The sequence below is a fragment of the Nostoc cf. commune SO-36 genome, from assembly GCF_023734775.1.
Taxonomy (GTDB): Bacteria; Cyanobacteriota; Cyanobacteriia; order Cyanobacteriales; family Nostocaceae; genus Nostoc; species Nostoc commune_A.
Genome location: NZ_AP025732.1, coordinates 3,719,759 through 3,734,789 on the forward strand (window position 1 = coordinate 3,719,759; position 15,031 = coordinate 3,734,789).

General features: G+C 42.1%; 9 protein-coding genes. 4 read left to right on the forward strand and 5 right to left on the reverse strand.

The window, feature by feature from the left end:
• Positions 1–181: 181 nt before the first annotated feature.
• The 3 genes from ANSO36C_RS16740 to ANSO36C_RS16750 all read right to left on the reverse strand — a co-directional run bounded on the left by ANSO36C_RS16740 (position 182) and on the right by ANSO36C_RS16750 (position 4,196).
• Positions 182–1,396: a DUF790 family protein gene (locus ANSO36C_RS16740; RefSeq protein ID WP_251955448.1), complete on the reverse strand. Its 1,215-nt coding sequence runs from the start codon at positions 1,394–1,396 to the stop codon at positions 182–184.
• Positions 1,326–2,924: a DEAD/DEAH box helicase gene (locus tag ANSO36C_RS16745; RefSeq protein ID WP_251955449.1), complete on the reverse strand. Its 1,599-nt coding sequence runs from the start codon at positions 2,922–2,924 to the stop codon at positions 1,326–1,328. Before ANSO36C_RS16745 ends, ANSO36C_RS16740 begins: the two co-directional genes overlap by 71 nt.
• A gap of 324 nt (positions 2,925–3,248) precedes the next feature.
• The gene (locus ANSO36C_RS16750; protein ID WP_251955450.1) at positions 3,249–4,196 is read right to left on the reverse strand and encodes a glycosyltransferase family 2 protein; all 948 of its coding nucleotides are present in this window, start codon (positions 4,194–4,196) and stop codon (positions 3,249–3,251) included.
• A 310-nt stretch (positions 4,197–4,506) separates the two neighbouring features.
• Between ANSO36C_RS16750 and ANSO36C_RS16755 the strand changes: the two genes are divergently transcribed.
• Both ANSO36C_RS16755 and ANSO36C_RS16760 read left to right on the forward strand, forming a co-directional pair.
• Positions 4,507–6,846 (forward strand): PhoX family protein, encoded by a 2,340-nt coding sequence (locus tag ANSO36C_RS16755; RefSeq protein WP_251955451.1) that lies wholly within the window; start codon positions 4,507–4,509, stop codon positions 6,844–6,846.
• A gap of 1,335 nt (positions 6,847–8,181) precedes the next feature.
• A complete protein-coding gene (locus ANSO36C_RS16760) occupies positions 8,182–10,344 on the forward strand; it encodes a PhoX family protein (protein ID WP_251955452.1) in 2,163 nt (720 codons plus the stop codon).
• Between the two features lie 265 nt (positions 10,345–10,609).
• On the opposite strand, the gene ANSO36C_RS16765 is transcribed toward ANSO36C_RS16760, so the two are convergent.
• A complete protein-coding gene (locus tag ANSO36C_RS16765; protein ID WP_251955453.1) occupies positions 10,610–11,152 on the reverse strand; it encodes a PEP-CTERM sorting domain-containing protein in 543 nt (180 codons plus the stop codon).
• Positions 11,153–11,703: 551 nt separating this feature from the next.
• Between ANSO36C_RS16765 and ANSO36C_RS16770 the strand changes: the two genes are divergently transcribed.
• The gene (locus ANSO36C_RS16770) at positions 11,704–11,970 is read left to right on the forward strand and encodes a hypothetical protein (protein ID WP_251955454.1); all 267 of its coding nucleotides are present in this window, start codon (positions 11,704–11,706) and stop codon (positions 11,968–11,970) included.
• Between the two features lie 220 nt (positions 11,971–12,190).
• On the forward strand, positions 12,191–13,393 hold the full coding sequence (locus tag ANSO36C_RS16775) for an argininosuccinate synthase (protein WP_251955455.1): 1,203 nt from the start codon (positions 12,191–12,193) through the stop codon (positions 13,391–13,393).
• 342 nt (positions 13,394–13,735) lie between these two features.
• On the opposite strand, the gene ANSO36C_RS16780 is transcribed toward ANSO36C_RS16775, so the two are convergent.
• On the reverse strand, positions 13,736–14,368 hold the full coding sequence (locus ANSO36C_RS16780) for a DedA family protein (protein ID WP_251955456.1): 633 nt from the start codon (positions 14,366–14,368) through the stop codon (positions 13,736–13,738).
• Positions 14,369–15,031: the final 663 nt, after the last annotated feature.

A 15,031-nucleotide genomic window follows, 5' to 3' on the forward strand; every position in this document is an offset into this window, starting at 1 on the left:
CTATCAGTCGGGGATTCAGATCGCGCAGGAATTGAAGACCACCAAATTTTCAATTTGGTGGGGGTCTTAAACCCCATTATTCAGACGCGACGCTCGAGTACTCGCTAACGCTGCGCTATCCGCCAGTCATACAGAATTCATTCTGAATTCTGACTCCTGACTCCTGAATTCTGTTTGATAATCAGTCCATTACAGCTAACACAGCTTTCGGCAATAACTTATCTTTAAACCAAACAATTCTGGCGGGGACATCGTTTAATTGTACTCCCGCCTTTTCTAAATTAAGTCGCTCGGAAATTGCCAAAATCAAATCATCACGTCCAGCCCGCCGCACCTGAGAAAACTTCTTTTGTAAATATTCTGGTCGCCAATAACCAACGATTTCTAATAAGAATGTGCGTCCATCAGAATGCACCAAGCGAAAATCGGGAATCATCACACTACCAGGAATTGGGATCAAATCAACTTCTCGCTCTAACGCCCAACCACTTTTCAACGCATCCCACTTATCAGCAAAGGATGCTTCTAACATACTATCGTAGGGCTTACCCGGTGGATAATGGGATACCAAACCACATTCAGAATTGAGAGTAAAACGTCCAGTTTTCCAAGCATTTGTATAAGCGTCGCGGGTTTGGAGAATGGAAGAAAGACTCCATTTAGTAACGTGAAGTAAAGCCGGAATCATTTTAGCGATCGCTAACCCATATCGCGTACTAGGATTAAACAAACTCGTCGGCCCATCTATCGTAATTGTAAACCCGTGGTCAGCATCGCCCTCAATATAAGCCATCAATTGAAACAACTTCAGATAGCGAAACAACAGCTTATATTCACCCGGAACATTCCGATGAGCATTTAACACCAGTTTACTAGCCTTATAAAACACACCCTGCACCTGAGATAAGTTATATCGATTTAATACATCTGGCGCTGTTGGTGCATCAAACACTGTCAAAATCTTATTTTCAGATAAATCAGCATATAACCCATTACGAACCTGTTCCAATAAAACTTCCCGCTCAAGTTCTTGAGTTAACTCATCAGCAATTTTACTCAGAGTAACTTGTGTTGATTCTCGACTAGAAACCGACTTTGCAGCCAATGAAAACACCCGTTCTCTTAACATTTGTGGTTCCAAAGGACTAACCACCTCAAAAGTACAAAAACTGCTTTTGAGAATATAAGCTAACCCTCGCTTTACCCGATAATCTGTAGAATCTCCTTCAAAATCAGTCAGTTGTCGCTCAAGCACACCTTGAGTCTTCCCAACCGCCGATTGAAAATAATTAATTAACTCAATCGCCAACTCCGAAGTTTTGTTATCAATCTTCAGTCTCTTCGGGATAATCTCCTCCCCGTTTTGGCGATGCATCAGTAAATCTGTCGGTAACATCTGAATTCTGAATTTTAGATTTTGAACTTCCCGTTGAATAATTAATTTCTAACTGTTCCGCAGCCTTCAAACTCCGTTCCTTCCCACTCCCATAAACAACCTGTAACTTCCCCTTCCTCTCCTCTTCCTCTCCGCGTCCTCCGCGCCTCTGCGGTTCGTTCCTCTCCCCTCTCCGCCTAGCCGAAGTTCCCTCCTCACTCGTATCCTCCGCCACTACCTCATACAAAATTGCCTGCTTATTCTCAATATTTCCCTTCCGTAAAATCCTCCCCAATCGCTGAGTATACTCCCTAGCCGAACCCGTTCCCGATAAAATAATCGCTACAGTTGCCGCCGGCACATCAACACCTTCATTCAATACATGAGAAGCAACCAAAGTATTATATTTACCCTCCCGAAACTTGGTTAATATCTCATGGCGTTCCTTCACAGGAGTTTGATGAGTAATTGCCGGAATTAGCAACTCTTGAGAAATGCGATAAACCGTCGCATTATCAGCAGTAAAAATCAAAATTCTTGCCGGATAATGTTCTGCCAATAAATCAATCAGAATTCGCAACTTTCCATCAGTACCCAAAGCAATATCTTTCGCTTCTCGGTGCGCTAACATCGCCCTACGTCCAGATTGCGATCGCGCGCTCATTTGCACGAACATTTGCCAACCTTGCAGACTCCCCAAAGAAATCTTAGATTGCTTCAAAAAGTCATTGCGAGTTTGAATTAACTGGTTGTATCTTTCCCGCTCAAGTTGCGATAACTTCACCTTAATTTGGACAATTTCATGTTCTGCTAACGCCTTTCCTGCCAAATCTTCGGCGCGTTTGCGATATACTTCTTGACCAATAAGGATATTTAAGTCAGCGTGTTTACCATCGGTGCGTTCTGGTGTAGCGGAGAGTCCCAGACGATAAGGTGCGATCGCATATTCAGCAATCACACGATTAAAATCTGTCGGTAAATGATGACATTCATCAAAAACAATCAACGCATATTGATTTCCCAACGTCTCAGCGTGAATGGCGGCACTATCGTAAGTTGCAACTAAAATTGCCGTTCTATCCCGCGAACCGCCCCCCAACAATCCCACCTCAGCATCGGGGAAAGCCGCTACTAAGTGTGCATACCACTGATGCATTAAATCTAAAGTTGGCACAACAATTAGCGTTGTGCGCGGCGTTGACTGCATCGCCATTTGCGCCAAATAAGTCTTTCCTGCCGCCGTGGGAAGCACAACAACCCCTTGTCTACCCGCTAGTTTCCAAGCTGCTAGCGCCTCAGTCTGGTGGGGGTAAGGTTCCATTTCCAGAGTGGGAACCAAATCTACAGGATAAAATTGCTTTGCCTCATCGATAAAATTCACATCTTCCGCTTGTAGTGCTTCCACTAGCGATCGGTATCTAATTGCCGGAATGCGGAATTTTTCGACTCTATCATCCCATGTAGCATAATCCATCCAACCTTTGCCGCGTGGCGGTGGATGCAAAATTAATGTGCCGCGATCAAAATTTAATGTAGGAGTACGAGCCATGAGTATTGGGTATTGGGCATGGGGTATTGGGCATGAGGCATTGTTATTCCCCTCATCTTCCTTATTCCCTTGATTACTAATAACGCAAAAAGTGTATGTTTTATCTTAATAGAGGTTAGCGTTACCCTATCGCCCTCGCCACCAAAAGAAAACCCCCTGCTAGATGACGCGCTACGGGGTAGGTAAGTAAATGGGCGTAAATAAATATAATTATGTTCCGTCATTGCGAGTGAAGCGAAGCAATCGCAAAGTCTCTAGGATTGCTTCTCTTCTCTACGAGAGGCTGCGCCAACGAGACGCTCCGCGAACACTCGCAATGACATCTTAATATTTAATATGAGCATAGGCTTCATAAACACCCTTAACGTTATACCAGTTGAGGAAAATTCGGGCAATTTCTAAAGCTAATTGTGGTTTACCTAAGTTAATTAGCCATTGCAACAAAGGAGCCATTGTCCGTTCATTCAGTGTGCCATTTAGTGAAAGAATTCCCCAAAGTAAGCGATGCAGCCAAGTCATTTGAATCATCATTCGCACTTCCCATGTAGGATGCTTTTGATAAAACAAAACTCCCATACGTCCGCGTTGAATTTCTTGGTCAATCAATCGGGGAATTTGCTCTAATTTAAATGCTGGATGCCAGTGATATCCTACGGCTTCTGGACATTTAATTAGTGTCAAACCTAGTTTCTTTAGCCGCACACCTAATTCTAAATCTTCCCAGCCATAGAGTTGAAAGCTAGTATCAAAAAGTCCGGCTTTCTCTAGCCAATGTTTAGGGATTGCTACATTTCCCGTAGCAAAAAAAGCTGCGGAAAAATCTGTGACTTTGTAAGGTTCAGCCGTTGGATTGTCGAAATTGCAAGTATTGATAACTGCGCCGTAAGTAAAGAAGCGATCGCTCCCCAATTTCTCCTGTCCCTGCAATAATGCATTAGCATGAGCTTGCAGGAAATTCTTCAGCACTACTAAATCACTATCAATAAAGATAATTGTGTCTCCCAGTGCCTGTTCTACTCCCAAATTCCGAGCCGCAGCCGGGCCAGCATGATCTTGTTGAAACCATCGCACATGAGGAAACTCCTCTTTGTGTGCTGCTAACCACTCCAATGTGCCATCAGTAGAACCATCATCTACCAAGACAATCTCGTAATTAGTAACAGAACTTCGCTGGCTTAACTCCTGCACCTCTAAGGCGCGGAGGCACTTTTCTAAAATCGGTTGGCGATTATAAGTCGGTATCACAACGCTGAAAAACACAGTCTCACCCACAACACTATTTATCCATCTCCAGGATAGGACAGATGGGGCGCTAACACTGTTCCTTAGCTGATTCTGGTTAAGAAAATATCAGAGAAAATAATTTTTAGTTAACTAAGATATAATCTAACCTTAATCATTGGCAACTAAACTAAATAACGAAATAGTTATATTTATCCTTAAAAGCCAAGTAATTTCAGATGTTGTCAATAGTTATTATTTATTTTAAATATAGCAAATTGGATTAAATTAAGAATTTTTTATATCAGTTAGTATAATTTATTTCTACTAAATTTTTTCTGTCACATCAGAGGAAAGTTTGATGTCTAAATTGAGCCGTAGAGAAGTTTTAATATTTTTTGCTGGCAGTGCTGGTGCTGCTATTTTCGGAGATAAACTCCTAAACGGTGTTGTCAACAGTGCAGAAGTAAAAAACGCGCCACTTAGCTTTACACCTGTACGCTTACCACATCCCCTACCAATTTATCAGCAGCAGAAAAATTTCTTGCCAACAGGAATTGGTCAGGGAAAAGTAGTTAATGCAGCTGCGGATATTAAGTTAGGTAGCTATAACATTATTGATGATGTGGTAGTGCCGCCAGAGTACGAACGTTATGTAATTGTCAGTTGGGGCGATCGCATCTTTCCTAACAAAGATGATTATTTCGGTTACAACAATGATTTTACTGGCTTTATTCCCCTGAGAAAAACTAATGATGTCGGGTATTTATGGGTAAATCATGAATACGTTAGTTTTCCATTTTCTACTTTAGTGGTAGAAGATTCTTCTGATCTAAAAGAACTACCCGACGCATTTGAAAAGGTAATTGGTTGGGCTTTACCCTCCAGCAAAAATATTGAAGTTGAAGGAGAATTTTTATATAACCAAGGCGGCTCAATCGTCCGCATCTCTCGCCGCAACGCCAAGAAACGTTTTGCTGTGGTTAAAGATGCCAAAAATCGCCGCATTCATGGTCTTTCTGGGTTGGCAATTAATAGCCAACGCAATGATGATTACAAAAATATCACTGCTTGGGGAAGTCGCAACCACCAAAAAGGTGACAAAAATTATTTAATTGGAACCGGCCCTGCTGCAACCCAAGTTTTTAATCTTTCTTCTGATGAATTGGGTAACAAAATTATTGGTACTGCCTTCAACTGTTCTGGTGGTAAAACTCCTTGGGGAACGATTTTAACTGCGGAAGAGAATTTCCAAAATAGCGTTACAGAAGGAGTCAAAGCTAATGGTACTCAGACGGATTACACAGAGAAAACTATTGGCAATACTTTTGGTTTAGTTGGCGAAAAATACGGCTGGATTGTCGAAATTGACCCCAAAAATCCGAAATTTCGCCCCCGTAAACACACTTGGTTAGGTCGTTTTCGCCATGAAAATGTTGCCCTGCGCGTTGAAAAAGGTAAGAAATTAGTTGCTTACTTAGGTGATGACAGACGCGGGGGACACACTTGGAAATTTGTCAGCGCCAGCACTATTTCTTCACCCACCAGTAAAACTAACAGTAGCTTATGGGAAAATGGGACTTTGTATGTTGCCCGTTACAATCCAGACGGTACAGGTAAATGGATACCGTTACTCTTGACTACTGCTACCAATCCAATTACGCCGACAGTTCTATCTTCTGTAGAATTTGCTGCGTTGCAGAAAGTACAAAAAGAAGGACTTTTACCGCTACCGAGACGTAATGGCATTGCAGGTGAAACCAAAGATGGTGGTACTTTTAAATGCGATCGCACTAACGAAGCAAAAGCACTACCTGATTATCAAAATAAAAAACTGTCTGACTTTTATTCTACCCAAGGTGCTGTACTTAGTGATGCCTTTTTAGCTGCAAACTTAGTCGGGGGAACTCCCACAGCGCGTCCAGAAGATATAGAAGTGCATCCAACGACTAAAGAAGTTTTCATTGCTTATACTGATGGTGCGCCGGGAAGCGATGGTTATCCTGATTCCCGAATTTTTCAAGTTGCTAAGTTAAGCACAGATGCGAACGCAACGCAGCAATCAGGAGGATTGTACAAAATTATTGAAGATAGTACCGATGCAACAGGTTTAACCTTCCGGTGGCAGAGATTTGCCCAAGGTGGCGAAGCCGGTTCTGTTAATGGTGCTGGTTTTGCCAACGTCGATAATTTAGTGTTTGACAACCAGGGAAATGTTTGGGGTGTTACAGATATGTCTACTGGCACTCACAATGGTTTTGATGTTGGTGCTGAAGGTAAGCAAACTAAAATCGATCATACCACTAGCGGTAACGTTTCTGATTTTACAGGAGTATTTGGTAATAACTGGCTATTTTTTATCCCTACCAGTGGTGCTAATGCGGGACAGGTAACACCGTTTGCTTATGGGCCAGTGCGTTGTGAAATGACAGGGCCAACTTTTATTGGAAATACACTGATTATTTCAGTACAACATCCTGGTGAAGATTGTCCAATTAACGATGGCACAATGCTGAGTCGCAGCATTGAATTACTAGATTTGAATGGTACTACATTCAATCAAACTCGGAGTTTACCTCGTGGCAGTAGTTGGCCGAGTAATATCTCAAAATCTGATGGTGGTAAGGAACAATCTACAGGTGTTCCCCGACCATCTGTAATTGGTATCCGCCTTAAAAATCCTCGCAACAGGTTTATTTAATTTAAAACCTTATTTTTAATTGACATCCTAGCCCGTCTTGCACTTTGAACGCAATGCTAGCTAATGTCCAATTGAGTTGACTCAAACTATTTACAAATCGTCTAAGAGGACGTTTTAAAAGTCTCCTCGTTGGTAGCAAAATATTTTAGATCCCCCTAAATCCCCCTTAAAAAGGGGGACTTTTAAGCATTTCCCCCCCTTTTTAAGCTACGGTGTACACACAAGTCGAATTACCCCCCTTAATCCCCCCTTGCAAAGGCTACGGTGTATACACAAGTTGAGTTGGGAATCACATGGACACAAAATAACGGAAAATTATTTTTAAAATCCTTAATTTTCCGTTAAACCTCTATCAATAAGCTGACACTATTGATAATTAGCTTGCTCGGTTCAAAACCTTGCCTACTAAGGCTTGTATCTTACCAGGCAAGGTTTTTAGGACTTGTGTATACACAGTAGCCCCTTTGCAAGGGGAGGGCTAGGGTGGGGTAAAACCTTGGTTAATCAGCTATTTCAGACTTCTGTGTACACCGTAGCCTTTTTAAGGGGGGCTAGGGGGGATCAATAAGTGCTAATTATCACAGCCAACTACTTTTCAAACATCCTCTAAAGACGACTTCAGGTATTAGCTGAGTAATGAATTACTAAACAGTTGTTACGACTCATGCAAGATGTTAGTTTAGCCTGACATCTTGCATCATTTTTTGTAAATCTATTTTCGAGAATAAAGACTGTCTATTGCTCAATATAGTTCAGTTCAGCAATTTTTTCCTTCTCTTTCTTCTCTCTGCGTCCTCTGCGCCTTGGCGGTAGCCTGCGGCAAGCCGTTCGCGTAGCGTCTCGTAGAGAAGCGTCTACGTTAAAAAATTGACTTGGATAACAAGAGTTTTAGCCTTAACCCAAGCGTATTGGTCTATTGCTGCCGAAAACCTTAACTTTGTGTTTTTGGCAGCGTTCATCCTACGATTATCGCTTGCTTAAATTTCGGTTTCATCTGACCATGCGTATTCATGAAAAAATTGTTACTTATTTGTCAAAAGCCTATTTTCATCAAAAAAAGTTGTTTATAAATTCAAATTAATCAATATATAACCTAATGTTAATATTTGGTACTTAAATTAAAGAAAATATGATTTTTTTAGTCTGCGTAAGCAGCATCAGCCGGTCTTAATTTGTTATTCGCTGCTATTTATTGGCTGTTAAAAATGTGTCAACTCTCAAGAAATATCTAAGTAATTGTTGTAAATATCTAGAGTTTTTATTTACCAAATTACTAGTGTTATTGAGAGATGAACTGAATAGCAACCTCGTAAGCCTTAAAACGGAGAACAAAGAATGAAAGGACGCTCTCACCCTAAAAACAATTTGACTCTCAACCCATCCGGTAACGAGTCAATTCGTGATGTGATTGACCGCGTTAGTTTGAGTCGGCGGCGGTTCATCATGACTGCTGTAGGTACATCGGTGCTAACTGTTATAGGCGATGTTTCTATCGGTGGCTTTCTCCAAAGTGTTGAGGCAACCCCGATTCCGAAGGGAAAGGGATTTGCTGGCATAGGCTTTAAGAGCATCCCACCGAATTTACTCAACCCCGCGACAGGACTTCTGGAAAAGGATCTTGTCAGTGTTCCTAAAGGTTACACAGCCAAAGTACTGGTTGCTTGGGGAGATCCGATCGCACCTGGTGGCCCGACTTGGTTAGCAGATGCCTCCCAAGATGCAGCTGCTCAAGAAAAGCAGTTTGGTATGCACGCTGATGGGATGCACTACTTCCCTTTACAGCCAGGGAATGTTGTTGGTCGGACAGTAAGTTCACAAGCAAGATCACTTAGAGGCTTTTTAAATCAGCCCATCAATACTGGTCTGCTGTGTGTGAACCATGAGTATACCCAGGAATCAATTTTGCATCCTGATGGTCTGGATGTAGTCACAATTGCCAAGGTACGCAAGTCTCAGGCTGCTCATGGCGTGTCTGTTGTGGAAATTTCCAAAAAGGGCAATGAGTGGAGTTTCAACCGCAATTCGCCTTATGGTCGCCGCATTACCGGCAACACCGAAATGCGAGTATCGGGGCCTGCGGCTGGCGATGCATTGTTAAAGTCGAAAAAGTTTAACATTACGCCAACTGGCTCTGTTGATACTGGCACACGAAACGACGGCTACACCGCTTATGGTACGCTCAACAACTGCGCCCACGGTTACACTCCTTGGGGTACTTACTTGACCTGTGAGGAGAACTGGAACGGCTACTTTGCTAACCCTACACAAGATGTAGTTGCAATTCCAGGCATCGAAAAGTCTGATATCCTCGCAGGGCAGAATCGATACGGTGTACCTAGACAGTCTAGCTATCGCTGGCCAGAAGTTGATCCACGATTCGATGCAAACACCAACCCACTCGAACCCCATTTATTCGGCTGGGTGGTTGAGATCGATCCCTACAATCCACAAAGCAAACCAGTCAAGCGCACTGCTCTTGGTCGGTTCAAGCATGAGAGCGCTCAAGTTGTTGTTGATGATAAAAACCGTGTTGCTTTCTATCAAGGTGACGACGAGCGCAACGAGTACATCTACAAGTTCGTTTGTGCCCAACCTTTAAATCCCGGAAATCGTTCTGCTAACCGTGATTTGCTTGACAACGGAGTTCTGTACGTTGCCAAATTCAATGACAACGGTACTGGTGAGTGGATTCCTTTGGTCTACGGTCAGCGTGGTTTGACACCAGAAAATGGTTTCAGAAGCCAAGCTGAAGTATTAGTTAAGACAAGACAAGCTGGCGATCGCGTCGGCGCAACCATGATGGATCGCCCAGAGTGGGTTGCTGTGCGTCCTCGCATCGGCGGATATAAGGAGATTGAAGTCTATTGCACATTGACCAACAATAATCGTCGGGGCACAACTCCAGTTTCCTCCAACCAGCCAGACGGCACAACAACAGCAGGCGGTGCGCGTCCTCCTGTGGTTGCTTCTAACCCACGCCCTGACAACCGTTACGGTCACATCATTCGCTGGCGCGAAGATGGACACAGCGTTACGGCTACAACTTTCAAATGGGATATTTTTGTTGAAGCTGGGGACAAAACTAGACCCGAACCAAATCTCAAAGGCAACATTAAAGGTGACGATTTAAGTTCACCAGATGGTTTGTGGTTCGACGACTTCGGCCGCCTTTGGATTCAGACCGACCACTCAGGCGATGGTATCGGTGATTTAGTAAACATCGGTAGCAACACCATGTCGTGTGCTGACCCCAACACCAAACAAGTTAGGCGCTTCTTAACCAGCCCTACGGATTGTGAGGTAACTGGTGTAATTACTACACCCGATGGCAAAGCGATGTTTATTAACATCCAACACCCAGGCGATCGCGGGGATGCCTCGAATCCCACGATTGCCAGTAATTGGCCTAACAGTCAAGGGTATGGCCCATCAGGTCGCCCACGTTCATCAGTGGTAGTAATTACCCGTAATGATGGTGGCGTTGTTGGTGGTCTTTAAAGACGATAGGAACAGCTTTATTTAGCGAAGTATCTTAAATAGTTTTAAATCACCTTAATTCTTGAGCCTAAACACGGGCAAGGATTAAGGTGATTTTCTTGCAATATTTCTTAGTTAAAGGGTAAAGAGAAAAGAGAAAGGGTTTAAATTTATCCCTTATCCTTTTCCCAGATCACATCAGAGATGAAGAGTACTTATCCTAGAAGTATGGATTTATATCATGCCTACTTGATTAATCAAGCTGACATGATATTACTTGTAGTTATTAACCCACAATTTTTGTTGCTCTCTTCTTACGTTGCATCCACAATCCCATAACACCAGCAATAGCCGTACCACCAATAGCTAACGGTTCGGGTACTTTGGCGTACCTTACAGTACCCACCTGTGTTGTATTTACTGATTGGTCAATTAGATAAAAATTGTTTCCTCCTACATTTGGAGTATTTGGATCACTCCCGATCATAAATTGGTCTGCAACAAAATAGCTTAGTCCCAGAACTTCGCCATTATTAAAACTGGCTATGGGAAAATTGTTGAAATCAGTATCATCTGCCTCTGTATAATTAGTACCTAAATAGTTGAATGCAACTGCTAATCCATTCTCAACTCCCAATGTCTCAAGACCTGTATTGGTTAAGGCTGAGTCATCGTATTGAAAAGAGCCGAAATACTGACCGGGATTATCGCCAGATGTCGCATTTATAGTGAAACCATAATTAACCAAGGCAGCTTGCGTCGGTTTACCAACAGCAACCGAGATAGCAACAGCAAAAGCAGCAATGCTAATATTTTTAACTAATTTCATCAGAAAATGCTCCAAAGCTAAAAAATGAATAATTTTGTCATTTTACTTAAATAAACTTTCAACCAATTTATGTAGGTTAAGAAATAACAAACAAAAGATTATCTTTGTTAAACCTTTAAATTTGTTAGCTATATATAAATTTTGCGTAAATTTATTTCCATATTCACAGCAGATTATGTTGATATTTGAAGCTGATTATCAACACTTTTCTAGGGCTTTCAATTATCCTAAAGAAAACTATGTCCTGCTATAGATAGCATTTACTTCTTATACATTGATAGTATAACCACTTACGCCCACGGTTCTTAATTTTGCAGCTTGAGCAATATGGACGTAGATGAATTTAGCCAACAGATAAACGAATTGCGATCGCGGGTACGGGAAATATAGCAGCGCACTGCAACTGAACCGGACTCACAACAGGAATTAAGGAATTTTTTGAGTTATTTATCATAGTTAAGGTTAAGGCTAAATTGGTTCACAATTCTGGAATGAGAATTTGACGCTGTGTATTTACCTCATGAACAGAACCAATTTTATAACTTACTTTTATGAAATCTCTCACCCCAGAAATAATTAGGGCTATAACACCGATGTTTATGGCAACTATTGGAGCGGTTATTGGTGTTGCTGTTTTAGTCTCGCCAAATATCAATGATGCCAAATGGTCTGCTGGACTTGGACTTGCCGGAACAGCGATCGCAGGTGCTGCTGGATTAGCTCAAAATAGCAAAAATGAGCCGGACTTTTCAGTAAAGAAGCGGGGAGACAACTTTGAAGTGGAAACTCCAAGCTCTGAATCAACCGACCAACATTAGGTGTTGCAGCTACAGGTAATACCATTTCACGAAAAATTTGATGCAGATGTAAACCCTGAAAACTTTGCTGCATCTAAGTTTTTTAATTGCGACTTGCGACTTGCGAATTGTGAATTGGTATAAGTGGTCGTCTCCTGGGAGATTGAGATGAAGAAAATATACCTGGATTAGTTCAGATATAATAATGACTCATTCTTTGTTGTCCTAACTGGAGAAATTAATGGGTCGCGCCAAAAAGGTTGTCCTGGCATATTCTGGCGGAGTGGATACCTCCGTTTGCATCCCCTACCTCAAACAGGAGTGGGGTGTGGAAGAGGTGATTACCCTAGCAGCAGATTTAGGTCAGGGAGATGAATTAGAGCCAGTTCGAGAAAAAGCTCTCAAATCCGGTGCAAGTGAATCCCTCGTGGCGGATGTCAAAGACAGTTTCGTTAAAGATTACGCCTTTGGAGCGATTCAAGCCAACGCCCTTTATGAAAATCGTTATCCTCTAGGAACTGCCCTTGCCCGTCCATTGATTGCCAAGGCATTAGTAGAAACAGCCGAAAAATATGGTGCTGATGCCGTCGCTCATGGTTGCACTGGCAAAGGTAACGATCAGGTTCGTTTTGATGTCTCTGTAACCGCCTTGAACCCCAACCTGAAGATTCTTGCACCAGCGAGAGAATGGGGAATGAGCCGTGAGGAAACGATCGCTTATGGTGAGAAGTTTGGTATCCCTTCACCAGTTAAAAAATCTTCTCCCTACAGTATTGACAAGAATTTGCTTGGTCGTAGTATTGAAGCTGGTTTACTTGAAGATCCGTCATTTGAGCCACCAGAAGAAATTTATGAGATGACCAAAGCGATCGCTGACACTCCCAATGAGCCAGAATACATCGAAATTGGTTTCTCTGGTGGTATTCCCACCACCCTCAACGGTATAGTGAAGGAGCCAGTTGAGCTAATTGAAGAACTCAATCAGGTGGTAGGAAATCATGGCATCGGTCGGATTGATATGATTGAAAACCGTCTGGTAGGCATCAAATCGCGGGAAATCTACGAATCACCCGCAATGTTGGTGCTAATTCAGGCCCATAGAGATTTAGAAAGTTTGACTTTAACGGCAGATGTTACCCATTACAAGCGTGGCATTGAAGAAACTTACAGCCAAATCGTTTACAACGGTTTATGGTACAGTCCACTCAAAGTTGCACTAGATGCCTTTATTCAAAAGACACAAGAGCGAGTCTCTGGAACTGTGCGAGTGAAGTTGTTCAAGGGCAACTCTACGATAGTTGGGCGTTCGAGTGATAATTCCCTCTATACTCCCGATTTGGCAACCTACGGAGCCGAAGACCAATTTGATCACAAAGCAGCTGAAGGCTTTATTTACGTTTGGGGATTACCAACTCGCATTTGGTCGCAGCAAGTAAGAGGTTAAAAGTTAGGGGTTAGGAGTTAAAGAAGAATTCAGAAGTCAGAATTCAGGAGTCAGAATCAAGACGCTTGCGGACTCGCTAACGCTGTGCTATCGAGCGTCTTTAAGACCACCAAATTTTGAATTTGGTGGGGGTTTTAAACCCGTTTATTCAGACGCGACTCGAAAATACTCGCTAACGCTACGCTATCGTGGACTCGCTACCGCTACGCTATCCACCACTGGTACAGAATTCATACTGAATTCTGACTCCTGACTCCTAAATTCTGTTTAGATAAAACAGAAGAACTGAAAGTTAAAAGAAATAACTTTTAACTTTATTCCTCACTCCTCACCCCTGATTTTTTACTCCTCACCACCCACTTCTTTAACTTGGCGAGACTCTAACCACAGGGGTACAACAATTAAGGCAGCGAGAATCAGTAACGCTGCGATCGCAAATTGACCCACCCAAGCAACCAATTGTTCTAAAGAGACAATTTTGCCAGCAAAAAAAGCTAATGTCACCATCAAACTAGCCCAAGCAACTGCTCCTAAAAAGTTGTATAAAAAGAATTTTCCGAAGGGCATTTCGGCTATACCAGCTAGTGGTGCAGCAAAAACTCGTAACAATGCAAGAAAACGTCCAAAAAAGACTGCTTTAGCAGCATTTTGACTAAATTGATCTTTAATACTCATTAGTCGCACTTCCGAAATCCGAAAGATGCTACCAACTTTTACCAAAAAAGGCCAACCGCTAACTCTACCAATCCAGTAGCCACAAGTGCCACCAATTACAGCACCCATAATTGCGTCACTGAGAACCAGCCAGAAATTTAGTTCATCGCTGCCAGCTAAAAACCCGCCTACTAAGGTCACGGTTTCACCAGGAAGGGGAATGCCTAAATTTTCTAGCAAAATTCCCAAAAAGATTGCCCAATACCCGTATGTATGGGCGACTTCCTGGATGTTTTCTAGTGAAATCAGCTCTAAAGACATCCCGCACCGCCGTCTTTACAAATTTTTACTTTTACTATATCTTTGCTTGTTTTTGGGTAGGGTGTCAATCAAACCGCTACATTCAATCATTAAGCCATTAATTTAATTTTGGATAATCCTTGAAGAAGAATTCAGAAGCCAGAATTCAGGAGTCAGAATCAATGAGTGGGGGATTCAGACCCGCCACTCATTGTAGACCACCAAATTTTCAATTTGGTGGGGGTCTTAAACCCATTTATTCATCCGCCAGTCGCGCAGAATTCATTCTGAATTCTGGCTCCTGACTCCTGAATTCTGTTTGATAACTTATAGTCTATGGTGACTATTATTTTTTGACTATTAATTACACAATTTTTGCTGTACGTACCATAATTTTATATTTATTTAAATAAGAAATAAAAAGTTTATATAAAGTTTATAAAAGTCGAGTTAAATGATAAAAATTTTGTAAAAGATACGGTTGATACCGAAATTGTTAGGCGGTTATGCCTATATTGATGAAAGTTATCACAAATTATACGGCATGAATACTGAAATCATCTTTCTCAACTATACGACTGCAATTACCCACATATCTAGGTAGAGTGCTTGTTTTACCGTTGAAAGAGAAGAATGTATTAATGTCTTTTTTCGATTTTTTACCAAGTGTTCCAACTACCCTGT

Excerpts from the sequence above, each read along its gene's own strand:
- ANSO36C_RS16740 (WP_251955448.1), bottom strand. The coding sequence starts at position 1,396 with ATGTTACCGACAGATTTACTGATGCATCGCCAAAACGGGGAGGAGATT.
- ANSO36C_RS16745 (WP_251955449.1), bottom strand. The coding sequence starts at position 2,924 with ATGGCTCGTACTCCTACATTAAATTTTGATCGCGGCACATTAATTTTG.
- ANSO36C_RS16755 (WP_251955451.1), top strand. The coding sequence starts at position 4,507 with ATGTCTAAATTGAGCCGTAGAGAAGTTTTAATATTTTTTGCTGGCAGT.
- ANSO36C_RS16760 (WP_251955452.1), top strand. The coding sequence starts at position 8,182 with ATGAAAGGACGCTCTCACCCTAAAAACAATTTGACTCTCAACCCATCC.
- ANSO36C_RS16765 (WP_251955453.1), bottom strand. The coding sequence starts at position 11,152 with ATGAAATTAGTTAAAAATATTAGCATTGCTGCTTTTGCTGTTGCTATC.
- ANSO36C_RS16770 (WP_251955454.1), top strand. The coding sequence starts at position 11,704 with ATGAAATCTCTCACCCCAGAAATAATTAGGGCTATAACACCGATGTTT.
- ANSO36C_RS16775 (WP_251955455.1), top strand. The coding sequence starts at position 12,191 with ATGGGTCGCGCCAAAAAGGTTGTCCTGGCATATTCTGGCGGAGTGGAT.
- ANSO36C_RS16780 (WP_251955456.1), bottom strand. The coding sequence starts at position 14,368 with ATGTCTTTAGAGCTGATTTCACTAGAAAACATCCAGGAAGTCGCCCAT.